Origin of the sequence: Pelagibius litoralis (genome assembly GCF_011683915.1) — a bacterium.
GTDB lineage: Bacteria > Pseudomonadota > Alphaproteobacteria > Kiloniellales > Kiloniellaceae > Pelagibius > Pelagibius litoralis.
Genome location: NZ_JAAQPH010000029.1, coordinates 23150 through 43764, shown reverse-complemented (window position 1 = coordinate 43764; position 20615 = coordinate 23150). Strand labels below are relative to the sequence as shown.

The 20615-nt window shown below is 64.6% G+C and carries 20 protein-coding genes; 11 read left to right on the top strand and 9 right to left on the bottom strand.

Features of this window, described 5'->3' with window-relative positions:
* Positions 1 to 18 precede the first annotated feature (18 nt).
* Positions 19 to 1956: a molecular chaperone DnaK gene (gene dnaK, locus HBA54_RS25680; protein WP_167230536.1), complete on the top strand. Its 1938-nt coding sequence runs from the start codon at positions 19 to 21 to the stop codon at positions 1954 to 1956.
* Between the two features lie 153 nt (positions 1957 to 2109).
* Positions 2110 to 3243 carry a molecular chaperone DnaJ gene (dnaJ, locus tag HBA54_RS25675; protein WP_167230533.1) on the top strand — a complete coding sequence of 378 codons (1134 nt, stop codon included), beginning with the start codon at positions 2110 to 2112 and terminating at the stop codon, positions 3241 to 3243.
* Positions 3244 to 3261: 18 nt separating this feature from the next.
* Here dnaJ and HBA54_RS25670 read toward each other — a convergent pair whose 3' ends face one another.
* Positions 3262 to 3723, bottom strand: a complete 462-nt coding sequence (locus tag HBA54_RS25670; RefSeq protein ID WP_437126264.1) for an Lrp/AsnC family transcriptional regulator — start codon at positions 3721 to 3723, stop codon at positions 3262 to 3264.
* 163 nt (positions 3724 to 3886) lie between these two features.
* Between HBA54_RS25670 and HBA54_RS25665 the strand changes: the two genes are divergently transcribed.
* A complete protein-coding gene (locus HBA54_RS25665) occupies positions 3887 to 4903 on the top strand; it encodes a 1-aminocyclopropane-1-carboxylate deaminase (RefSeq protein ID WP_167230528.1) in 1017 nt (338 codons plus the stop codon).
* A 37-nt stretch (positions 4904 to 4940) separates the two neighbouring features.
* On the opposite strand, the gene HBA54_RS25660 is transcribed toward HBA54_RS25665, so the two are convergent.
* Genes HBA54_RS25660 through HBA54_RS25650 form a run of 3 tightly spaced genes read right to left on the bottom strand, consistent with a single transcriptional unit; the run spans position 4941 to position 6938 of the window.
* Complete coding sequence (locus tag HBA54_RS25660) at positions 4941 to 5756, bottom strand: 2-keto-4-pentenoate hydratase (RefSeq protein WP_167230525.1); 816 nt, start codon at positions 5754 to 5756, stop codon at positions 4941 to 4943.
* A gap of 39 nt (positions 5757 to 5795) precedes the next feature.
* On the bottom strand, positions 5796 to 6227 hold the full coding sequence (locus tag HBA54_RS25655) for a GFA family protein (protein ID WP_167230522.1): 432 nt from the start codon (positions 6225 to 6227) through the stop codon (positions 5796 to 5798).
* A gap of 54 nt (positions 6228 to 6281) precedes the next feature.
* Complete coding sequence (locus HBA54_RS25650) at positions 6282 to 6938, bottom strand: 2OG-Fe(II) oxygenase family protein (RefSeq protein ID WP_167230519.1); 657 nt, start codon at positions 6936 to 6938, stop codon at positions 6282 to 6284.
* A 147-nt stretch (positions 6939 to 7085) separates the two neighbouring features.
* Here HBA54_RS25650 and dapB point away from each other — a divergent pair, with 147 nt between their 5' ends.
* Positions 7086 to 7892 (top strand): 4-hydroxy-tetrahydrodipicolinate reductase, encoded by an 807-nt coding sequence (dapB, locus tag HBA54_RS25645; protein WP_167230517.1) that lies wholly within the window; start codon positions 7086 to 7088, stop codon positions 7890 to 7892.
* A gap of 177 nt (positions 7893 to 8069) precedes the next feature.
* On the opposite strand, the gene HBA54_RS25640 is transcribed toward dapB, so the two are convergent.
* On the bottom strand, positions 8070 to 8600 hold the full coding sequence (locus HBA54_RS25640) for a DUF2244 domain-containing protein (protein ID WP_167230515.1): 531 nt from the start codon (positions 8598 to 8600) through the stop codon (positions 8070 to 8072).
* Between the two features lie 90 nt (positions 8601 to 8690).
* On the opposite strand from HBA54_RS25640, the gene HBA54_RS28830 reads away from it, so the two are divergent.
* Both HBA54_RS28830 and nth read left to right on the top strand, forming a co-directional pair.
* Entirely contained in the window at positions 8691 to 9113 is a 423-nt protein-coding gene (locus HBA54_RS28830; protein WP_205944916.1) for a hypothetical protein, read from the top strand.
* Between the two features lie 146 nt (positions 9114 to 9259).
* Positions 9260 to 9994 carry an endonuclease III gene (gene nth, locus HBA54_RS25635; protein ID WP_167230513.1) on the top strand — a complete coding sequence of 245 codons (735 nt, stop codon included), beginning with the start codon at positions 9260 to 9262 and terminating at the stop codon, positions 9992 to 9994.
* A gap of 89 nt (positions 9995 to 10083) precedes the next feature.
* On the opposite strand, the gene HBA54_RS25630 is transcribed toward nth, so the two are convergent.
* Genes HBA54_RS25630 through HBA54_RS25620 form a run of 3 tightly spaced genes read right to left on the bottom strand, consistent with a single transcriptional unit; the run spans position 10084 to position 11978 of the window.
* A complete protein-coding gene (locus HBA54_RS25630; protein WP_167230511.1) occupies positions 10084 to 10599 on the bottom strand; it encodes a hypothetical protein in 516 nt (171 codons plus the stop codon).
* Complete coding sequence (locus HBA54_RS25625) at positions 10596 to 11219, bottom strand: bactofilin family protein (RefSeq protein ID WP_167230509.1); 624 nt, start codon at positions 11217 to 11219, stop codon at positions 10596 to 10598. Before HBA54_RS25625 ends, HBA54_RS25630 begins: the two co-directional genes overlap by 4 nt.
* Before the next feature lie 42 nt (positions 11220 to 11261).
* Positions 11262 to 11978, bottom strand: coding sequence for an EI24 domain-containing protein (locus HBA54_RS25620; protein WP_167230507.1), 717 nt, complete (start codon positions 11976 to 11978; stop codon positions 11262 to 11264).
* A 371-nt stretch (positions 11979 to 12349) separates the two neighbouring features.
* Between HBA54_RS25620 and HBA54_RS25615 the strand changes: the two genes are divergently transcribed.
* The 4 genes from HBA54_RS25615 to HBA54_RS25600 are packed head-to-tail and all read left to right on the top strand — an operon-like array spanning position 12350 to position 17147.
* Positions 12350 to 13363: an adenosine kinase gene (locus HBA54_RS25615; RefSeq protein WP_167230505.1), complete on the top strand. Its 1014-nt coding sequence runs from the start codon at positions 12350 to 12352 to the stop codon at positions 13361 to 13363.
* Positions 13364 to 13395: 32 nt separating this feature from the next.
* On the top strand, positions 13396 to 15234 hold the full coding sequence (gene typA / locus HBA54_RS25610; protein WP_167230503.1) for a translational GTPase TypA: 1839 nt from the start codon (positions 13396 to 13398) through the stop codon (positions 15232 to 15234).
* Positions 15224 to 16636: an AmpG family muropeptide MFS transporter gene (locus HBA54_RS25605; protein ID WP_167230501.1), complete on the top strand. Its 1413-nt coding sequence runs from the start codon at positions 15224 to 15226 to the stop codon at positions 16634 to 16636. The genes typA and HBA54_RS25605 overlap by 11 nt, the downstream gene beginning before the upstream one ends.
* Complete coding sequence (locus tag HBA54_RS25600) at positions 16620 to 17147, top strand: O-acetyl-ADP-ribose deacetylase (RefSeq protein ID WP_167230498.1); 528 nt, start codon at positions 16620 to 16622, stop codon at positions 17145 to 17147. The genes HBA54_RS25605 and HBA54_RS25600 overlap by 17 nt, the downstream gene beginning before the upstream one ends.
* Before the next feature lie 91 nt (positions 17148 to 17238).
* On the opposite strand, the gene HBA54_RS25595 is transcribed toward HBA54_RS25600, so the two are convergent.
* On the bottom strand, positions 17239 to 17592 hold the full coding sequence (locus tag HBA54_RS25595) for a hypothetical protein (RefSeq protein ID WP_167230495.1): 354 nt from the start codon (positions 17590 to 17592) through the stop codon (positions 17239 to 17241).
* 250 nt (positions 17593 to 17842) lie between these two features.
* On the opposite strand from HBA54_RS25595, the gene HBA54_RS25590 reads away from it, so the two are divergent.
* A complete protein-coding gene (locus HBA54_RS25590; protein ID WP_167230492.1) occupies positions 17843 to 20602 on the top strand; it encodes a bifunctional acetate--CoA ligase family protein/GNAT family N-acetyltransferase in 2760 nt (919 codons plus the stop codon).
* Positions 20603 to 20615 lie beyond the last annotated feature (13 nt).

Below are 20615 nucleotides of genomic sequence, written 5' to 3'. Positions count from 1 at the left end.
TCGAAGTGAGGATTAGAAATGAGTAAAGTAATCGGTATCGATCTCGGCACCACAAATTCCTGTGTCGCGGTCATGGATGGCAAAGACGCCAAAGTCATTGAAAACGCCGAAGGCGCCCGCACGACACCGTCGATCGTGGCCTTCACAGGGTCCGACGAGCGGCTTGTCGGCCAGCCGGGCAAGCGCCAGGCGGTCACCAACCCTGAGAACACGCTGTTCGCCATCAAGCGCCTGATCGGACGGCGCTTCGACGATCCCATGACCAAGAAGGACATGGACCTCGTCCCCTACAAGATCATCAATCACGACGGCGATGCCTGGGTCGAAGGCCAGGGCAAGGAATACAGCCCCAGTCAGATTTCCGCCTTCATCCTGCAGAAGATGAAGGAAACCGCGGAGAGCTTCCTGGGCGAGTCGGTGACCGAAGCGGTCATCACCGTTCCCGCCTACTTCAACGATTCCCAGCGCCAGGCCACCAAGGATGCCGGCAAGATCGCCGGCCTGGATGTGCTGCGCATCATCAACGAGCCGACGGCGGCCGCGCTGGCCTATGGCCTCGACAAAAAGGGCGCCGGCACCATCGTGGTCTATGACCTCGGCGGCGGCACCTTCGACGTTTCGGTGCTGGAGATCGGCGACGGCGTCTTCGAAGTGAAGTCGACCAACGGCGATACCTTCCTGGGCGGCGAGGACTTCGACGCGCGCATCATCAGCTACCTGGCCGAAGAGTTCAAAAAAGAACAGGGCATCGACCTGCGCAAGGACAAGCTGGCCCTGCAGCGCCTGAAGGAAGAGGCGGAGAAAGCCAAGATCGAGCTTTCCTCGGCCAACCAGACGGAAATCAACCTGCCCTTCATCACCGCCGATGCATCAGGCCCCAAGCATCTCAACATCAAGCTGAGCCGCGCCAAGCTGGAAGCCCTGGTGGAGGATCTGGTGGAACGCACCATGGGCCCGGTGAAGGCCGCGTTGAAGGACGCCGGCGTCTCCCCGGGTGAGATCGAAGACATCATCATGGTCGGCGGCATGACCCGCATGCCGAAGGTCTACGAGACGGTGAAGAGCTTCTTCGGCAAGGACCCGCATCGCGGCGTGAACCCCGACGAGGTGGTGGCCATCGGTGCCGGCATCCAGGGCGGCGTGCTGAAGGGCGACGTGAAGGACGTGCTGCTGCTGGACGTGACGCCGCTGTCCCTGGGTATCGAAACCCTGGGCGGCGTGATGACCCGGCTGATCGACCGCAATACCACGATCCCCACGAAGAAGAGCCAGACCTTCTCCACCGCCGAAGACAACCAGCAGGCGGTGACCATCCGGGTCTTCCAGGGTGAGCGCGAGATGGCGGCCGACAACAAGCTGCTCGGACAGTTCGACCTGGTCGGCATCCCCGGCGCGCCGCGCGGCGTGCCGCAGATCGAGGTCACCTTCGACATCGACGCCAACGGCATCGTCAATGTCGGCGCCAAGGACAAGGCGACCGGCAAGGAACAGACGATCCGCATTCAGGCATCGGGCGGTCTCAGCGACGACGAGATCGACAGCATGGTCCGCGACGCCGAGGCCAATGCCGAGAAGGATAAGGAACGCCGGGCCCTGGTGGAAGCCAAGAACCAGGCGGAATCGCTGATCCACACGACGGAAAAGACCCTGAAGGACGCCGAGGGCAAGGTCTCGACGGACGACAAGACGGCGGCAGAAGCGGCCATCGCCGACCTGAAGGAAGCCGCCGAGGGCGAGAACGTCGAGGACATCCAGGCCAAGACCCAGGCCCTGGCGGAGATCTCCATGAAGGTCGGCCAGACGCTCTATGAGCAAGGCCAGACGGGCGGCGACGAGGCCGCTTCCGGTGGCGGCGACGGTGCCGAACCCGAAGCCTCCGCCGAGGCCGGTGACGAAAAGGTCGTCGATGCGGACTTCGAGGAAGTCGACGACGACAAAAAGGGCCAGTCGGCTTAAGAACAGTCAGCCTAAGAGGCAGACGATGGATGAGAGGGCCGGACAGAGGCAGGGGAGCGCGGAGCGCAAAAGCCTGGTCCGGCCCTTCTTCTTTGGGACGGTCTTGAACGAGAGGCTGTCTATGGTTTGCGGGGGCAAGCAGCGGTCGAACCTATGAGTGACTATTACGAAACACTCGGCGTCCCGCGTGACGCCGACGGCGGGGCCCTGAAGGCGGCCTACCGCAAGCTCGCCATGAAATTCCATCCGGACCGCAACCCGGGTGACGAAAAGGCCGAGCATAAGTTCAAGGAAATCAACGAAGCCTACGAGATTCTGAAGGACGATCAGAAGCGCGCCGCCTACGACCGCTTCGGCCACGAAGCCTTCACCAACGGCGCCGGCGGGGCGGCGGGCCAGGGCGCCGGCTTCAGTGGTTTCTCGGGCGGCGGCTTCGCCGACATTTTCGATGAGATGTTCGGCGACTTCATGGGCGGCCGGCGCGGCAACACCGCCGCCCGCGGTTCGGACCTGCGCTACAACATGGAAATCTCCCTGGAGGAGGCCTTCGCCGGCAAGACCGCGCAGATCCGGGTGCCGACCGCGGCGACCTGCGATTCCTGCGACGGCAGCGGCGCCGAGGGCGGGGCCCAGCCGGTCGCCTGCCCGACCTGCCAGGGCAATGGACGGGTCCGCGCGCAGCAGGGTTTCTTCACCATCGAACGCACCTGCCCGGCCTGTCACGGCGCCGGCCGGGTGATCGACAACCCCTGCAAGTCCTGCGAGGGGGCGGGCCGCGTGCACCGCGAAAAATCCCTGCAGGTGAACATTCCCGAAGGTGTCGAGGACGGCACCCGCATCCGCCTGGCCGGCGAAGGCGAGGCCGGCCTGCGCGGCGCCCCGTCGGGCGATCTCTACATCTTTCTCTCGGTCGCCCCGCACCGCCTGTTCCAGCGCGACGGCGCCAATATCTACTGCCGGGTGCCGATCCCCATGACCACGGCCACCCTGGGCGGGTCGGTCGAGGTGCCGACCATCGACGGCGGCCGCGCCAAGATCACCGTGCCTGCCGGCACCCAGGCCAACCAGCAGTTCCGCCTGAAGACCAAGGGCATGCCGGTGCTGCGCTCCAAGGCCGTCGGCGACATGTACGTCGAGGTCGGCATCGAAACCCCGGTAAACCTCACCAAGCGCCAGAAAGAACTGCTCAAAGAGTTCGAGGAAGAAGGCAAGGGCCGCGCCATGAGCCCGGAATCCGAAGGCTTCTTCGCCCGCGTGAAAGAATTCTGGGAAGACCTGACGGAGTAGGGACCGAGCGTTCGCGCGTCAGAACTCCAGCGGTGCGTTGTCGATCACTTCCTTCATGACGAAGAAGGTGCGGGTCTGGCGGACGCCGGGCAGGGCGAGCAGTTGCTCGCCATGCAGGCGGTTGAAGTCGGCGATGTCGCGCACGCGGATCTTCAGGAAGTAATCGAAGTCGCCGGCCACCAGGTGGCAATCGAGAATGGAAGGCAGCTTTGTAATGGCCGCCTCGAAGGCGCCGAAGCTTTCCCGTGTCGAGCGGTCGAGAACAACGCCGACGACGACCAGCGCGCCGCGGTCGACGCGGCCCGGGTCGACCTCCGCACGCACGGAACGCATGTAACCCTCGTCAAACAGGCGCTGGGTCCGGCGGTGACAGGTGGCCGCGCTGACGTTCACTTTCCTGGCCAGTTCGGCATTCGTCAGGCGCCCGTCGCGCTGCAAACAGCGCAGAATCCGGCGGTCGGTCCGGTCCAGATCAGGCATTGCGGAAGAATCTCTCATCTATAATCGGGTTATCTGATCTTCATCATCATGAATGGAAGTATATCGATAAAAACATCACCTTTTTAGAAGAAATTTCGAGAACACCTTGCGCGCTGTATTGGATAGCCTGTTCGCCAAGCCCGTTCATTCCCGTGAGGACGCCATGCTCGAAAAATTCGAACGTTATCCGCTGACCTTTGACGGTCCGACACCTGTCGAATACCTGCCGCGCATGACCGAAGCGCTCGGCGGCAAGGTGGAAATCTGGGCCAAGCGCGACGACTGCAACTCCGGCCTCGCCCTGGGCGGCAACAAGCTGCGCAAACTGGAATACATCATCCCCGACGCCATCGCGTCGAATGCGGACACGCTGGTTTCCATCGGCGGCGTTCAGTCGAACCACACCCGCATGGTGGCGGCCGTCGCGGCCAAGATCGGCATGAAGTGCCGCCTGGTTCAGGAAAGCTGGGTGCCGCATGAAGATGCCGTCTACGACCGCGTCGGCAACATCCTGCTGACCCGCCTGATGGGTGCCGACAGCCGCATCGTCGACGAGGGTTTCGACATCGGCATTCGCAAGAGCTGGGAAGATGCCATGCAGGCCGTGCGCGACGAAGGCGGCAAGCCCTATGGCATCCCCGCCGGCGCCTCGGTCCACAAGTTCGGCGGCCTCGGCTATGTCGGTTTTGCCGAAGAGGTCTGCGCCCAGGAAGCCGATCTCGGCATAAAGTTCGACTACATCGTCGTCTGCGTCGTCACCGGCTCGACCCAGGCGGGGATGATTGTCGGCTTTGCCGCCGATGACCGCGCCGAAGGTGTGATCGGTATCGATGCGTCAGGCATACCGGAACAGACCCGCGCGCAGGTGCGCCAGATCGTCGACAGCACCGCAGAGCTGGTCGAGCTGGGCCGGGTGGTGCGCGACGATGAGATCGTCATCAATCCGGATTACGCCTACCCGGCCTACGGCGTCCCCAGCCAGGAAACCAACGAGGCGATCCGCTTCGCCGCCCGCACCGAAGCGATGATCACCGATCCGGTTTACGAAGGAAAATCCATGCAGGGCATGATGGATCTGGTGAAGAAGGGTTTCTTCCCCGAGGGCTCAAAAGTGCTCTACGCCCATCTCGGCGGCGCGCCGGCGCTGAACGGCTACAGCTACACCTACAGGAACGGCTGAGCGTTTTCGTATCGCAGGAGACTGTTGAGGCGCGATCTTACGTGAACGTCACGCTCAGGCCTTGCAGGCCGAGGTCGCCATAGTCGGAGGACCAGGTCTCGCCGGGTTTCACCGGCCAGGCGTCGGTCAGGGTGCCGGTGGTGACGATCTCGCCGGCGGCCAGGGTTGGGAACTGCGGCTGTTCGGAGAGCACGCGGGCGAGATGGACCAGCGCCAGCGCCGGGCTGTCCAGAACGTTGGCGCCGACGCCCCGGTCGACGACGGTCTTGTCGCGCGACAGGGTGGCGGTGAAAACCGGCAGCGTTGCGGCAACCGTCGCCCGGTTCGTGTCGGTGATCGGCAAGGGTGCGCCGACGGCCAGCGCGCCGTGCAGGCCGAAGGCGGCGGTGCAGTCGGCGGCGGTAAAGATCCAATCCGGGAAATGGCTCTGCACGATCTCGAAGCCCGCCGCGATCCAGTCCACGCTTTCCAGCACCACCAAGGGGTCGTCCGTCACCGGCAGGGGCGCCTTCAGCTTGAACACCACTTCAGGCTCGATGCGCGGCTGCACGAGGTTTTGCAACGACAGCGATGCGCGCGCCTCCGCCGCATACTGCACCGTGTGCGCCCAGGTGTGGGCCCACATCGGTTGCCAGACGCCGTAGCGGTCCCAGATCGTCCGGTTGGTGAAACCGATCTTGCGTCCCACCGGCTGCCAGCCCTGCCGGCACCGCCGCGCCTTGATCTCGCCCAGGACGTCGTAGGCTTCGGCAACGGTGAAGTCCGGCAATGCCGCCGTGATCGGCTCCAGCATCGCGGCTGAATCGTAGGCGGCGATCAGTCGGTCGGCGATGTCGGAAAGCAATTCATTCATAAGCAGCCCTCCGCGAAGCCGGACCGGCGTGAAACATCGCTACAGGTCATCGCCTTCCAGGCTGCCCCCGGACGAGCCGTCGAACTGCGGTGCCTCCCCGGCGATCTCGGTGAAGTCGGCTTTCTCGCCGACGAAGATGTGACCGATGACGCGCAGGCCGCTCGGTTGATCCAGCGAGCCGGCGAGAATTCCGGTGCCGGGCTGGTCCAGCGGCTCCCAGAAAAGGCTGGAACCGCAGTCGCCGCAAAACCCGCGTCGTGCCCGCGCCGAGCTTTCATACCATCTGAGGCCGCGGCCTTCGACGATGACGATATTGGTCTTGTCCGCTTTCGAATGCGCCCCGTAATCGCCGTGCAGCTTCTGGCACATGCTGCAGTAGCAGTTGACGACATCGCGCAGGCGCCCGCGCACCTCATAGCGCACGGCCCCGCAGAGGCAGCCGCCGCCATGAATCTCTTCCGTTTCGCTCATGCCTGTAGGATAGCGAAGGCTCCCCGGGCCTGCCAGTGCCCCGCCCTCTTCGTTTCACCCCTGATCCGGCAAATAGTCCTCAGACCATTTCAGCACAGCGTTGAAGGAGATGCTGACCCGCTTTTCCTCGGCCAGGTTGGGGTGGACGAAGTGCAGCAGGAAGGCGGGCCAGAGCAGGATCTCGCCGGCCTTGGGGTGGTGGGTGAATTCCGCCTCGATCTGCCGGTCGCCACGGATGGCGGTCATGTTGGCGGCGCCGCGCGGATCATAAAAGGATATGGCGCCCGGCCGGACGTCGGCGCGGTTTTCCGCGGGTGCGCCCGCTTCCGGCACCTGCAAATAGTAGGTGCCGCTCAGGTAGGCATGGGGGTGGTTGTGCGGGTCGTGATAGTCGCCGCGCCGGTTCACGTTGGCCCAGCCCTGCAGCGACCAGTTCACGGCGTAGTCGAGCCCGGCGCGCTTCAGGTAGTCGATCACCGTCTTGTTGATGCAGTCGCGCAGCCAGGTGATCGCCGGGTTGTCGACGGTCAGCAGATTGCCGCTGCGGTAGTCGGTGGTGAGATCCGTCTTCTGCACCTCCATCGCCGCGATCAGCCGCAGCAGCTCCGCATTGGCGGCCTCATGGCCGGGCAGGCTGCGGAGCAGCAAAGTGGTGGGCCAAAGATCGAGGAAGCCGTCGGCTTGGGATTTGGGGCCATCGGTTTGCGGCATGTTGCTACTCGCTTGCTGTCGGACAGGCGCAGCAGGCCAGAGCGGATCGGGCCCCGTCAAGTCCGGGGGCGTCAAGGTTAAGCAGACGTCGCGCTTTTGCGCTTCGGGCGCGGCATGCTAAACCGGCCTTTCAATAAGGAGAAGCGCATGGACCCCCTCAAAATCGGTATCGTCGGCTGCGGCGGGCGCATGGGCCGGATGAACCTGGCGACCATCGCCGCCAGCGAGGGCTGCGTCATTGGCGGCGGCAGCGACCTGCCCGGCAGCCCGGCCATCGGCCAGGATCTCGGTCTTTTGTCAGGCGCCGATCCGGTCGGCATCATGGTCGGCGACGATCCGGTGGAGCTTTTCGCAGCGGTCGATGCGGTGATCGACTTCACCACCCCGGCCGCCACCCGCCGCCATGCCGAACTGGCCGCCCAGGCCGAGGTGGTCTATGTCGCCGGCACCACCGGCTTGGATAGCGAGACCCAGGCGATGATCGAAAAGGCGGCGATCCAGACCGTGGTGGTGCAGGCCGCCAACATGAGCCTGGGGGTCAATCTGCTGGAGATGGTGGTCGAACAGGTCGCCCGCGCCCTGGACCCGGATTACGACATCGAGGTGCTGGAGATGCACCACCGCCACAAGGTCGATGCGCCCTCGGGCACCGCCCTGATGCTGGGCGAGGCGGCGGCCAAGGGGCGCGGTCTGGCGCTGGACAGCGTCGCCCGCAAGGCCCGCGAAGGACAGGTCGGCGCCCGGCCGCGCGGTGAGATCGGCTTTGCCACCCTGCGCGGCGGCGATGTGGCGGGTGAGCACTCGGTGATCTTCGCGACCGAGGGTGAACAGATCGTGCTGACCCACAAGGCGAGCAGCCGCGAAGTCTTCGCCAAGGGCGCGGTCAAGGCCGCGCTCTGGGGCCGCGGCAAGCCCGCCGGCCTCTATTCCATGCGCGACGTCCTGGGGATCTAGCGGGCTGCTGAAAAAGCCGAGAACGCGGCGCAGACATGCTTCGAGACGGCGCTTCGCGCCTCCTCAGCATGAGGCTAATTGATTGAAATTCAAACACAAACCTCATCCTGAGGAAGTCCCGCAAGGGGCTGTCTCGAAGGATAGCCAAGGGCTCCTTCGTCCTTTTTCAGCAGCCCGCTAGCGCGCCTCGGCCAGGGCCGAGCGCAGCGCCCGGGCCAGGTCGGCGCGTTCCTCCTTGGTCAGGAAGCTGCCGATGGTCAGGCTGCGCCCGTGGGAGCGCAGGACCAGCGGGCTGTCATGCTTGGGCGGGTCGTCCAGCAGGATCTGCAGCCAGGCGGTCTGGAACTGCCAGGATTTGCTGCGCCCGCCCGGCCAGACGCGGGTGACCGTCAGGTCCCCTGCGGTGAGCTGCAGGTGTTCGGCCAGGCGGCCCCGGCGATAGTTGATCTTGAAGGCAAGGAAGATCAGCAGCACGTCGGCGCCCAGGAAGCCGATCACCGGCCAGGCGCCCATCAGGAAAAACAGCAGCCCGGCGCCGAAACTGATGGCGCTGACCCCCGCCATGAGCAGCAGGAAGCCACGCGGCGGCAGGCTGCGGTGCGGGGTCAGTTCCGCATCGAACAGCAGCGCGTTCCGGGCTTCGGGAAGCGGGTTGCCTTCGGGGGCCTGCGGCGGGCCGACGGGCGCGGGTCTGCAGATCGCGGTCATCTAAACAATATAGCCAGACGGCGGGCGCGCTTCAAATGGCGAGGGGCAGATTGTTGGACACCTCAACCACTGCGTGATATGCCCCGGGCCATGTGTTGGGAACGGGTTGTCACGATTGAAGATTTTTATGACGGGCCAAGAGGCGGTGTCGCATTTCTTAATGGCAGGCTTCATGTTTTCGAGTCAGTGTTTGACAAGGCCCGAGACGAGTACTCAGAAGAGTTCAATCTGACACCGATCGATGAGGCTCTTCTGCCCCTTATCGAAGAAAAGTGGAAAATCTGGACCAGATGGGCCACCGCATATCACGCAGGTAAGACATCGTCAGATACTAATCCGGCCCTCCCCGCCGATCGACCGCGCCACGATGAACTGAAGGCGACCCTTGATCCATTGCTGGTAACCGATAGCGCGAAAGCGGTTCGCAGGCTCGGGGAGTTCCGTGATGTCGATATTATGGGCTCAGATCATGACGCGGAGGTCCGGTGGTCACTGTCGAAAGACCAGAAGTAATTCACGGACAAACTAGGGATAGGTATTTCCGCCCCGGAAATTGAGCCTGGCTTCAGGGCGTAAGCATTGCGCCTTCCTTTCGCAGCCGATCCCGCTACACTCGCCGCGCCAGGAGAGCAACTGGGTCCAAAAACAAAAGCCGGGTCATGAAAAAAGCCGATATCGTCACCTTTTTCGACCGTCTCGCCGCCGCCATGCCGGAGCCCAAGGGCGAGCTGGACTACGTCAATCCCTATACCCTGCTGGTCGCCGTGGTGCTGTCCGCCCAGGCTACCGACGTCGGCGTCAACAAGGCGACGCGCGGACTCTTCAAGGAGGCGACGACGCCCCAGGCCATGCTGGCTCTCGGCGAGGGGCGGGTGAAGGACCACATCAAGACCATCGGGCTGTTCAACGCCAAGGCCAAGAACGTCATGGCGCTGTCGCGCCTTTTGATCGAGGAGCATGGCGGCGCGGTGCCGGCTGATCGAGAAGCCCTGGAGAAGCTGCCCGGCGTCGGGCGCAAGACCGCCAACGTGGTCATGAACATCGCCTTCGGCGCGCCGACCATCGCCGTCGACACCCACATCTTCCGGGTCGGCAACCGCACCGGCCTGGCGCCGGGCAAGACGGTGCTGGCGGTGGAACAGAAGCTGGAGAAGGTGGTGCCGGCGGACCGCAAACTGCATGCCCACCACTGGCTGATCCTGCACGGACGCTATGTCTGCAAGGCGCGCAAGCCCGACTGCCCGGCCTGCACGGTCATCGATCTCTGCGCCTTCAAGGGCAAGACCACCCTGGAGGCACCGGTGAAGACCAAGCCGGTCAAGAAGCCGGCGGCAAAGAAAAGGGCTATGAAGAAGAGCGTCAAGACGGCAGCCGTCAGGAAGAAAGCCGTCTAAAATCTAATCCCGTCACCCCGGACTTGATCCGGGGTGACGCCTGTGGGCAACGGCAGCACCTTGCAAGCGCAAGCACCGACCGGGAAAATCTAGCTGATCGGTGCGTTGAGGCGGCTGCGCAGCACCTGGTTCAGGCAGGGGCGCGGCGCCAGGCGGTCGGCAGCGGCATTGCGGGCCTCCAGGTAGGTGACCCGGTACTGCGGGCCGCTGTCGTAAAGCACCACATCGAAGACGCAGTCGGCGGTCACGTATTGCCAGATTTCCGCCGGTTTTTCGCGGCGCACCAGATCCGGCCGGCCAAGCAGCGCGGTCAGGCCGCTGCGGTCCAGGCCCATCAGTTGATTGGGATCGTCGTTGATCGAGGGTTCTATCGCCACGGGCTGGGGCGGCACTGCGGCTATCTGGCCGGGTGCTTCAGCCGGGGCAACCTCCGCGGCGGCGGCGCTTTGCGGCTCAATGACCGCCGCCTTGCTTGGAACGGCCCCGTTGGCACCGGTTTGCGGCCTGGCGGTATTGGCGGTCTGACAGGCCGCCAGGGCTGCCGTGCTGAGCAGCAGGGCCAGAACCGCAGGCCAGTTTTTGCCGCGATGCCGCATCTGCTTCAACCGGCCTGACTTTTGGGATTGCCGTCCTGTGGCTCGTTGCCGTCGCTGTGGGACCCGTCACTGCTGTGGGCCAGCTTCGGCCTCTCGCCGCGCAGCCGGCCTTTCAGGGAGGCCTCCAGAACGTCGATATCGCCGCTCAGGCGGCCGCCCCTGGTGATTTCGATGTCGGCATAGCGGATCTTGCCGCTGACGCGGCCGGTCGACCGGATCACAAGACAACCCGTGACGGTCAGTTCCCCCTCAAAGGTGCCGTAGACTTCGCAGTCTTCGACCGTGGCGTGACCCTTGAACAGGCCGGGCTCGCTGATTTCCAGGCTCTGGCTGTCGTTCAGGTCGGCCTCGACCCGGCCCTCGACCACCAGCTTCTCACAGGTCTTGATCTCGCCGGAGAGGCAGATTTCGCGGCCGACCACCAGCTTGCGGCCTTCCACGGCCCCGGGATTGCGCGGGTCCTGGCGGCGCGGCGCCTTGATGCCGGCGACGCCCAGCGGCTGTTTGGTGCCCGACCCCGAAGCGCGACCCCCGCCGGCATCGTCGCCGCCGGACTGCGCCATGGTATCGGCGGACGCGTTTGTCGGTGTCTCGCCAAGTCCCCCGGGACCTTTTCGCTTACCAAACATAAAAGCAGTCCTTTCCGGCAGAAGCCGTCGTCCCGTTGGTCTTCAGGCGCCGCGTCGGCGCAGGTCTTCGAAAATGTGCAGCATAAAGGCGGTTGCGATGATCGGCGTCACCAAATTTACCAAGGGAATGGTTAGCAGGAAGGTAACGACGGCGCCGGCCAGGATAACCCTGCCGCGAAACCTGCGCCGCAGTTGCCGGCTTTGCGGCAGATCGAGCCGCCTCACAGACACCATCTCAAAGTACTCACGCCCCAGCAGATAACCGTTCAACAGATAGAACAAAACGAGATTGAGCGGCGGCAGCCAAATCAGAATCAAGTAGAGCGGCAGCACGAGTAAATTAAGTATTAAGGTTACTGCGACGAATATGACGTTGCCGAGGATCGCTTCGGCGATCGGTTGAGAGCGGGCCGGCGGCAGGTCGGGATAGTGGCGCCGCTCTACCGCGCCGGCAATTTCGTCGAGCAGGAGCGCCATGATGGTGACCATCACCGCGGGAAACAGGAAAAACGACACCACGGCGATGGCGCCGATGGCGGCGGCATTCACCAGCCAGTCGATCAGGCCGAGCCAGAAGCCGTCGCCGGCCCAGTCGCGCACCCAGGCCACCAGCCCCTCGCCGGCCCAGTCCAGGGCGAACCAGGCGCCCAGCCAGAGCAGGATGAAGGTCACCAGCGAAAACAGCATGGAACGGTTGAAAACGCGGCGGAAAGCCGGATCGAAGGACTGGCGGAATGCGCGCGAGAGTGCTTGGAACATGGCCGGATATGTAGCCTGCCCCGGCCCCGGCTACAAGAGATGGGCCTGGGGATGGGCCTGGGGACGGGCGCCTGGGCTGGAACCTGGGGTTGGACCGGGAACCCGCCTGCCCGGGGATGAAAGGGCCGCTCCGGCGACGCAGAGCTTGCCGCCACCGGCAAGTGGCTCTAAAAGGGGCCGCAATTGCGGTCTGCAGCCGGCTTTAGATCGGTGCAGCTGTCCGCTGGGCGTGGCACCGGGAAAGACCGGGGCCTGGATCCCCCACAGCATCGCGTTTGGGGCACAGGCAAATGGCCCGACAGTTTTGGCCCGAACGCCGTGAGTCGTTAGGACCCCGCAAGAATTGACCGAGAACTGAAGACAGAAGAACCATGACTGCACCGCAATTCGATGTCGTCGCCATCGGCAACGCCCTCGTCGATGTCCTTTCCAAGACAGACGACGCCTTCCTTGAGGCCCATCAGATCAACAAGGGCAGCATGACCCTGATCGACGAGGCCAGGGCGGTGGAGCTTTATGACGCCATGGGCCCGGCGGTCGAGGTCTCCGGCGGATCGGCGGGCAACACCGCCGCCGGCGTTGCCTCACTGGGCGGCAAGGCCGTGTTTCTGGGCAAGGTGCGCGACGATCAGCTCGGCGCCATCTTCACCCACGACATCAGGGCGACCGGCGTCGGTTTCGATACGCCGCATGCCGCCAGCGGGCCCGCCACCGGGCGCTCGATGATCCTGGTGACGCCCGATGCCGCGCGCTCCATGAACACCTTTCTGGGCGCGGCCGTCGATTTCGGCCCCGATGACGTGGACGCGGCCCGGGTCGAGGCGGCGGCGGTCACCTATATGGAGGGCTACCTCTGGGACTCGCCCTCGGCCAAGGCCGCTTTTCTGAGGGCTGCCGGGTTGGCTCATGCCGCCGGCCGCAAGGTCTCCCTCACCCTTTCCGATCCCTTTCTGGTCGACCGCTACAAGGATGAGCTGAGAGACTTCGTCGCCAAGCATGTCGACATCGTCTTCGCCAATGAAGAAGAGGTCTGCGGCCTTTTCGATGCGCCGGATTTCGATGGCGCCCTGCAGCAGGTGCGCCGGCACTGCGATGTGGCGGCGCTCACCCGCAGCGAAAAAGGCGCGGTCATCGTCAGCGGCGACGAAGTGCATGTGGTCGACGCGGTCCCGGTCGCCAATGTCGTTGACACGACGGGCGCCGGCGATCTCTTCGCCGCCGGCTTTCTCTACGGCATTACCAATGGCCACAGCCTCTACGACAGCGGGCGCATCGGCGCCATCGCCGCGGCAGAGGTGATCTCCCATGTCGGGGCGCGGCCGGAACAAAAACTCGCAGAACTGATCGCCGCCGAACTCGGTGCGGCGCAGGCGAAACGGGCCTGACCGGCCCTTTACTGGAAAGCAGAGCCAAAACCATGACGGTTCAAGCCAAGGATATTCGCAATATTGCGATCATCGCCCACGTTGACCACGGCAAGACGACGCTGGTCGACGAACTGCTGAAGCAGTCCGGCAGCTATCGCAGCAACCAGCAGGTGGCCGAGCGCGCCATGGACTCCAACGATCTGGAGCGCGAGCGCGGCATCACCATTCTCGCCAAGTGTACGGCAGTGACCTGGGACGGCATCAAGATCAACATCGTCGATACCCCGGGCCATGCCGATTTCGGCGGCGAGGTGGAGCGCATCCTCTCCATGGTCGACGGCGTGCTGCTGCTGGTCGACGCCGCCGAGGGGCCGATGCCGCAGACCAAGTTCGTCACCGCCAAGGCGCTGGCCCGCGGCCTGAAGCCCATCGTCGTGGTGAACAAGGCCGACAAGCCCGATGCCCGGCCGCACTGGGTGCATGATCAGATCTTCGATCTTTTCGTGGCGCTTGAGGCTTCCGACGAGCAGCTCGATTTCCCGATGCTCTTTGCCTCGGCCAAGCAGGGCTGGTCGGTTGCCGATCTGGATGATGAGCGCAAGGATCTGCACAGCCTCTTCGACCTGATCGTCGCGCATGTGAAGCCGCCGGTCGCCGAAGTCGACGCCCCCTTTGCCATGCTGGCAACGACCCTGGAGGCCGATAACTTCCTGGGCCGCATCCTGACCGGCCGTATTTTCAGCGGCACCGCCAAGCTGAACATGCCGGTGAAGGTGATGCGCCGCGACGGCACCGCGATCAACGGCGGGCGCCTCACCAAGCTGCTGTCCTTCAACGGCCTGAAGCGCGAGCCGGTCGAAGAGGCCGCCGCCGGGGACATCGTTGCCATCGCCGGCCTCAGCGACGCCACGGTGGCGGACACCATCTGCGCGCCCGAGTTTCCGGCGGCGCTGGAATCCCAGCCGATCGATCCGCCGACCCTGGCCATGACCTTTTCGGTGAACGATTCCCCCCTGGCGGGTAAGGAGGGCGACAAGGTCACCTCCCGCATGATCCGCGACCGCCTGCTACGCGAGGCCGAGGGCAATGTCGCCATCCGCATCACCGAGACGGCGGACAAGGACGCCTTCGAAGTCGCCGGCCGCGGCGAACTGCAGCTTGGCGTGCTGATCGAAACCATGCGCCGCGAGGGTTTCGAGCTTTCAATCTCCCGCCCTCGCGTCTTGTTCCGCAACGACCCGGATACCGGCCAGCGCATGGAGCCGATCGAGGAAGTCCAGGTCGATGTCGACGAGGAATACTCCGGCGTGGTGGTCGAGAAGATGGGCCTGCGCAAGGCCGAGATGAGCGATCTGCGCCCGTCGGGCGGCGGCAAGACCCGCGTGACCTTCCTGGCGCCGGCGCGCGGCCTGATCGGCTATCATGGCGAGTTCCTGACCGATACCCGCGGCACCGGCATCATGAACCGCGTGTTCCACAGCTATGCGCCCTACAAGGGCTCGATCCAGGGGCGGCGCAACGGCGTGCTGATTTCCAACGGCACCGGCAAGGCGGTTCCCTACGCGCTGTGGAACCTGGAAGAGCGCGGCGAGATGTTCATTGACCCCGGCAAGCCGGTTTACGAAGGCATGGTGATCGGCGAGCATAGCCGCGGCAACGACCTTGAAGTGAACCCGATGAAGGCCAAGCAGCTCACCAACATGCGCGCCTCGGGCAAGGACGAGGCGGTGCGCCTGACCACGCCGCGGGTGATGAGCCTGGAACAGGCGCTCGCCTATATCGCCGATGACGAGCTGGTGGAGGTGACGCCCAAGTCGATCCGCCTTCGCAAGCGCCTGCTCGACCCGCATGCGCGCAAGAGAGAGAGCCGCCTCAAGGATGCCGGCTGAGGGCTTCGACCAAAAACCGGACGCCGCGCGGCGTTCCTGGGGGGAGGCCTTCGAGGTCTACCTGCATCCGCGCGTCATCGGCATGCTGTTCCTCGGCTTCTCCGCCGGCCTGCCTTTCCTGCTGCTGTTTTCCACCCTCTCGCTCTGGCTGCGTGAGGTCGGCGTCAGCGTCTCGACCATCGGCCTGTTCAGCTGGGTCGGCATCACCTTTTCCATCAAGGTGTTCTGGGCGCCGGTCGTCGACCGCCTGCCGCTGCCGCCCTTCACCACTCTGCTCGGCAAACGCCGCGGCTGGATGCTGGCCGCCCAGATCGCCATCGCCCTGGGGCTACTCGGCATCGCCTATACCGACCCGACACAGAACCTGGAATTCATCGTCTACTTTGCCCTGCTCGTGGCTTTCGCCGCGGCGACCCAGGACATCGCTATCGACGCCTACCGTATCGAGGCGGTGGAGAAGTCCCTACAGGGCGCTATGGCCGGCACCTATCAAGTCGGTTATCGCATCGGTTTGATTGCCGCCGGCGCGGGTGCCCTCTACATCGCGGCTTTCACATCCTGGTCCATCGCCTATACGACGATGGCCGCCTTGGTCGGTGTCGGCATGGCCACGGTGCTGATCATCCGCGAGCCGGCGGTGGTCCGTGATCAAGCGACGCTGCTACGCGAAGCGGAACTGCTGCGCCGTATCGAAGGAGAGGGCGAGCACCGGGGATCGCTTCATACGCTTATTGCCTGGTTCTCTGGGGCGGTGATCAGTCCTCTGATCGACTTCTTCGCCCGCAACGGCCAGTTCGCCCTGGTGATCCTTGCGTTCATCGGGCTCTACCGGCTCTCTGACATCACCCTTGGGGTGATGGCCAATCCCTTCTACACTGATCTCGGTTTCACCAAGATTGAGATCGCCAACATTACCAAGCTCTACGGCGTGATCGCGACCCTGGCCGGCGCCCTCATCGGTGGCATCCTGGTGGTGCGCCTCGGCCTGCTGCGTTCCTTGCTGGTGGGTGCCGTGATGGTGGCGGGAACCAATCTGCTGTTCGCCCTGTTGGCGACAATGGGCGCGGATCTCGCCATGCTGACGGTCACGATTACCGCGGACAATGTTTCCAACGGCCTCGCCGGCTCGGTTTTCATCGCTTACCTCTCCAGCCTGACCAACACGGCCTACACGGCAACGCAGTACGCCCTCTTCTCCTCGCTCTTCACCCTGCCGGGCAAGATCGTCGCGGGCGGTTCGGGCTTCGTGGTCGAGTCCTTCGGTTACGTAAACTTCTTTATCTACGCCTCGGCCCTTGGCATTCCGGCGATTTTGCTGGTGCTCTATCTCATGTATCATTACCGGCGCAAGGAGGCTGCGGCCTCCACAGTTGGCGAGCCGGCCCATGAGCGGATCCCCTGACGACCGTATCGAGATTCATAGCGGCGACATCACTCAGCTGGACGTCGACGCGATTGTGAACGCCGCCAATGCGCGGCTGCAGCCGGGCGGCGGAGTCTGCGGCGCCATCCACCGCGCTGCGGGGCGCAATCTGCGTGAAGCTTGTGCTGCCATCGGGCGCTGCAAAACCGGGAATGCCGTCCACACCGACGGCTTCGATCTGAAAGCCCGCTTCGTCATTCACGCCGTCGGCCCGGTCTGGCACGGCGGCGGGCAGAATGAGGAGGCGCTGCTGGCCTCCTGCTATCGCACGTCCTTGAAGATCGCCAAGCAGATCGGCGCGCGCTCCCTCGCCTTTCCCGCCATCTCCACCGGTGTCTGCGGTTTTCCGCTGGTGCCTGCGACGGAGATCGCGGTGGATACGGTGCGCGCGTTTTTGGCAGAGGAAGAAGCCGTGGAGCGTGTGGTCTTCTGTGTCTTTGGCGCGGAGGCTGACGCCGCCTACCGCCAAAAGCTTGACCGTTTGCCTTAACTCCCCACGACGGCCTGCGGCGCAGAAAACGTGATTGCCGCAGGCCGACCCGGTTGGGCGGTCAGCGCCCTATCGGAAGGTGAGGTAGTATCTAATTTCTTTTGCTTCTGTCCGGTTTTCCGAACTTACGCTCCACGGTCGACCTCAACTCGCGCAAGATCTTGGGATCGGGTCTTGTTTCGGTGCCTGTCGCCAAGTTGGCCGGAGGCGCAGGCCGCTCTGCTTCGTGGGTGAAGATTTCATCGCAAAGATCAAGGGCGAAATCATACTCTTCCGGCGAGCAGTGCGCGTCACGGCCCGGCGGGTAGCAGTATTCATGGATCGAGGCATAGCAGGTAACGATGGTGTCTGCTTGTGCGGATCCAACGGCTGCCAAAGGCCCAATGATTCCCAAAGACAGAGCTCCGGCAATAGACATACGCGTGCGGCGGTTCGTTCTAATCATTTTACTCCCCAATACATCTAGATGAGAATTCCGAGATGACCGCAAAAGACTCTGGCGATCCAAATGGGTCGCTTGAAACCGGGCAGAGGTTCAATCCAGCGTGTCGCTGGTCCTGTAAGATGCGATCCCTGCGGGCAGATGTTGTTGGTCGCTGCGGCTGATTCAGATCATCGTCCGGTCATGGAGAGGTGTTACGCTAAAGCCCGATTGAACGCTTTGTTTTCAAACAACAAAGGCAGGCTGCCGTTCCGTGACCATCCGTAATCTCGATGCACTCTTCCAACCCGGATCGATTGCCCTGGTCGGCGCCAGCCGGCGGGCGGGTTCCCTGGGGGCCGTCCTGGCGCGCAATCTCTTTGCCGGCGGGTTTCAAGGCCCGATCATGCCGGTTCATCCGAACAGCGACGCCATCGAGGGCGTGCTTGCCTATCCCTCGGTGGAGGCTTTGCCGCAAACCCCGGACCTGGCGGTGATTGCGACGCCGCCGGACTCGGTGGCCGGCCTCCTCAAGGCCTTCGGCGATCGCGGCACCCGCGCGGCGGTTGTCATTACCGCCGGTTTCGGCGAGGGCGGCGACGGCGCGGGGGCTGCGCGAAAACAGGCGATCCTGGATGCGGCGCAACCCAATCTGCTGCGCATCGTCGGGCCCAACTGCCTGGGTATGATGGTGCCGGGCCTCGGGATCAACGCCAGTTTTTCCCACATCGCTCCGCTGCCCGGCGACCTCGCCTTTGTCACCCAATCCGGCGCCATGGTCACCGCCATGCTGGATTGGGCGACGCCGCGCGGCATCGGCTTTTCCAAGATCGTGTCGCTGGGCGACAAGGCCGACGTCGACTTCGGCGACCTGCTGGACTATCTGGCGATGGACGGCCGGACCCGCGCCATCCTGCTCTACGTCGAATCCATTGCCCACGCGCGCAAGTTCCTCTCCGCCGCGCGTATCGCCGCGCGCAACAAGCCGGTGATCGTCGTGAAGGGCGGCCGCCATGCCGAGGGGGCGGCGGCCGCTGCCTCTCACACCGGCGCGCTGGCCGGGGCCGATGCGGTCTATGACGCGGTCTTCGCCCGCGCCGGCCTGCTGCGCGTCTACAGCCTGAACGAGCTTTTCGACGCGGCGGAAACCCTGACCAATCTCTCGGTCCAGCGGCGGCGCGCCGATGGCGGCGGCCGTCTGGCGATCCTTACCAACGGCGGCGGTCTGGGCGTGCTGGCGACCGATGCGCTGATCGACGAAGGCGGCCGTCTCGCGGCACTCTCGCCGGAAACCAAACAGGCGCTCGACGCCTGCCTGCCGGCGACCTGGAGCGGTGCCAACCCGGTCGACATCATCGGCGATGCGCCGGGCGCGCGGTATCGCGCCGCGCTGGAGGCCCTGCTGAAAGAACCCTCGGCGGACGCCGTCCTGGTCATGCACTGCCCCACCGCCATTGCCTCCGCGACCGAGGCGGCCGAAGCGGTGGTCGAGACGCTTGCAGCCCGGGCGGGCAGGGTGCGACCGGTTTTCACCGCCTGGGTCGGCGATCAGGCCGTGGGCGAGGCGCGGGCGCTGTTTGCCCGCGAAGGCATCGCCGGCTACGACACGCCGGAAGAGGCGGTCCAGGGCTTCATGCATCTGGAGCGCTATCGCCGCAATCAGGCGCTGCTGCTGCGGGTGCCGCGCCCGGAACCGGAGGGTGAGGAACCCGACCGCCCGGCGGTGCGCGGGCTTCTCGATCAGGCCCTGGCGGAGCAACGCGAATGGCTCAGCGAGGCCGAGGCCAAGGCGGTGCTGCAGGCCTATGGCATTCCCGTGGTGGCGACCCGGGTCGTTGCGGACCCGGAGGCAGCCGGGGCGGCGGCGGCGGAAATCGGTGGGCCGGTGGCGTTGAAAATCCTGTCGCGCGACATCACCCACAAAAGCGATATGGGCGGCGTCGCGCTGGACCTGCAGGGCGCGGCGGCGGTGACCGAGGCGGCGGAGGCGATGAACCGGCGGATCGCGGCGGCGGCGCCGACGGCGCTTTTGGAAGGCTTCACCGTGCAGGCCATGTGCCGCCGCCCTGACGCCGAAGAGCTGATCCTCGGCGTCGTCGACGATCCCCAGTTCGGGCCGGTGATGCTGTTCGGCCAGGGCGGCACCGCGGTGGAGGTGATCGCTGACAAGGCGCTGGCACTGCCGCCCCTGGACACGGTCCTGGCCGAGGCGATGATGGCGGAGACCAGGGTCTACCGCCTGTTGCAGGGCTACCGCGACCGCCCGCCGGCCGCAGTCGATGAGATCGCCGCCTGTCTGGTGCGGCTCTCCCAACTGATCATCGACATGCCGGAGATCGGCGAAGTCGATATCAATCCCCTGCTGGCGGATGCCGAGGGCGTGATTGCCTTGGACGCGCGCGTTCGCGTGACGCCGCGCGGCCTGTCAACGACGGGGGCACCGGCGGCTGCCACGGCGCGTCTGGCCATCCGTCCCTACCCGCGCGAACTGGAACGCAGTTTTGCCCTGCCGGACGGCACGGCGGTTTTCCTCAGGCCCTTGCGGCCGAGCGACGCGCCGGCCCTGCGCGAGACTTTTCGCCGGCTCGATGCCGAAGATGTGCGGATGCGCTTTCTCATGCCGCTGGACGAGATCTCAGACGATCTTCTGGCGCGGCTGACCCAGTTGGACTACGACCGTGAAATGGCGCTGGCCGCTTTTGCGCCTTCGGGCGGCGGGCAGGGGGACAACGGCCAGGCGGATAAGGGGCAGGAAGGTTTGGGGGTCGTGCGCCTGGCCGCAGACCCGGATAACCGCAAGGCTGAATTTGCCATTGTGGTGCGCTCCGACATGAAGCGGCGCGGCCTGGGCCGGGCGCTGATGAAAGCCATCCTGGACTATGCCGAAGCCCGCGGTACGGGCCAGGTCTGGGGTTCTGTGCTGGCCGGCAACACCGCCATGTTGGCACTCTGCAAAGAGTTCGGCTTCTCCCTTGTCCACGCCGAAGCGGGGGTGGTCCATGTCACACGGGATCTGGCCGCGGTGCCCGAATAGAGTCTTTCGGTTT

Bases quoted from the DNA above. Each gene is read 5' to 3' on its own strand.
- HBA54_RS25625 (WP_167230509.1), bottom strand. From the start codon at position 11,219: ATGTTTGGTAAGCGAAAAGGTCCCGGGGGACTTGGCGAGACACCGACA.
- HBA54_RS25660 (WP_167230525.1), bottom strand. From the start codon at position 5,756: ATGAATGAATTGCTTTCCGACATCGCCGACCGACTGATCGCCGCCTAC.
- HBA54_RS25640 (WP_167230515.1), bottom strand. From the start codon at position 8,600: ATGACCGCGATCTGCAGACCCGCGCCCGTCGGCCCGCCGCAGGCCCCC.
- HBA54_RS25620 (WP_167230507.1), bottom strand. From the start codon at position 11,978: ATGTTCCAAGCACTCTCGCGCGCATTCCGCCAGTCCTTCGATCCGGCT.
- HBA54_RS28830 (WP_205944916.1), top strand. From the start codon at position 8,691: ATGTGTTGGGAACGGGTTGTCACGATTGAAGATTTTTATGACGGGCCA.
- dnaK (WP_167230536.1), top strand. From the start codon at position 19: ATGAGTAAAGTAATCGGTATCGATCTCGGCACCACAAATTCCTGTGTC.
- HBA54_RS25595 (WP_167230495.1), bottom strand. From the start codon at position 17,592: ATGATTAGAACGAACCGCCGCACGCGTATGTCTATTGCCGGAGCTCTG.
- dapB (WP_167230517.1), top strand. From the start codon at position 7,086: ATGGACCCCCTCAAAATCGGTATCGTCGGCTGCGGCGGGCGCATGGGC.
- HBA54_RS25615 (WP_167230505.1), top strand. From the start codon at position 12,350: ATGACTGCACCGCAATTCGATGTCGTCGCCATCGGCAACGCCCTCGTC.
- typA (WP_167230503.1), top strand. From the start codon at position 13,396: ATGACGGTTCAAGCCAAGGATATTCGCAATATTGCGATCATCGCCCAC.
- HBA54_RS25600 (WP_167230498.1), top strand. From the start codon at position 16,620: ATGAGCGGATCCCCTGACGACCGTATCGAGATTCATAGCGGCGACATC.
- HBA54_RS25650 (WP_167230519.1), bottom strand. From the start codon at position 6,938: ATGCCGCAAACCGATGGCCCCAAATCCCAAGCCGACGGCTTCCTCGAT.
- HBA54_RS25605 (WP_167230501.1), top strand. From the start codon at position 15,224: ATGCCGGCTGAGGGCTTCGACCAAAAACCGGACGCCGCGCGGCGTTCC.
- HBA54_RS25670 (WP_437126264.1), bottom strand. From the start codon at position 3,723: ATGCCTGATCTGGACCGGACCGACCGCCGGATTCTGCGCTGTTTGCAG.
- HBA54_RS25655 (WP_167230522.1), bottom strand. From the start codon at position 6,227: ATGAGCGAAACGGAAGAGATTCATGGCGGCGGCTGCCTCTGCGGGGCC.
- nth (WP_167230513.1), top strand. From the start codon at position 9,260: ATGAAAAAAGCCGATATCGTCACCTTTTTCGACCGTCTCGCCGCCGCC.
- dnaJ (WP_167230533.1), top strand. From the start codon at position 2,110: ATGAGTGACTATTACGAAACACTCGGCGTCCCGCGTGACGCCGACGGC.
- HBA54_RS25665 (WP_167230528.1), top strand. From the start codon at position 3,887: ATGCTCGAAAAATTCGAACGTTATCCGCTGACCTTTGACGGTCCGACA.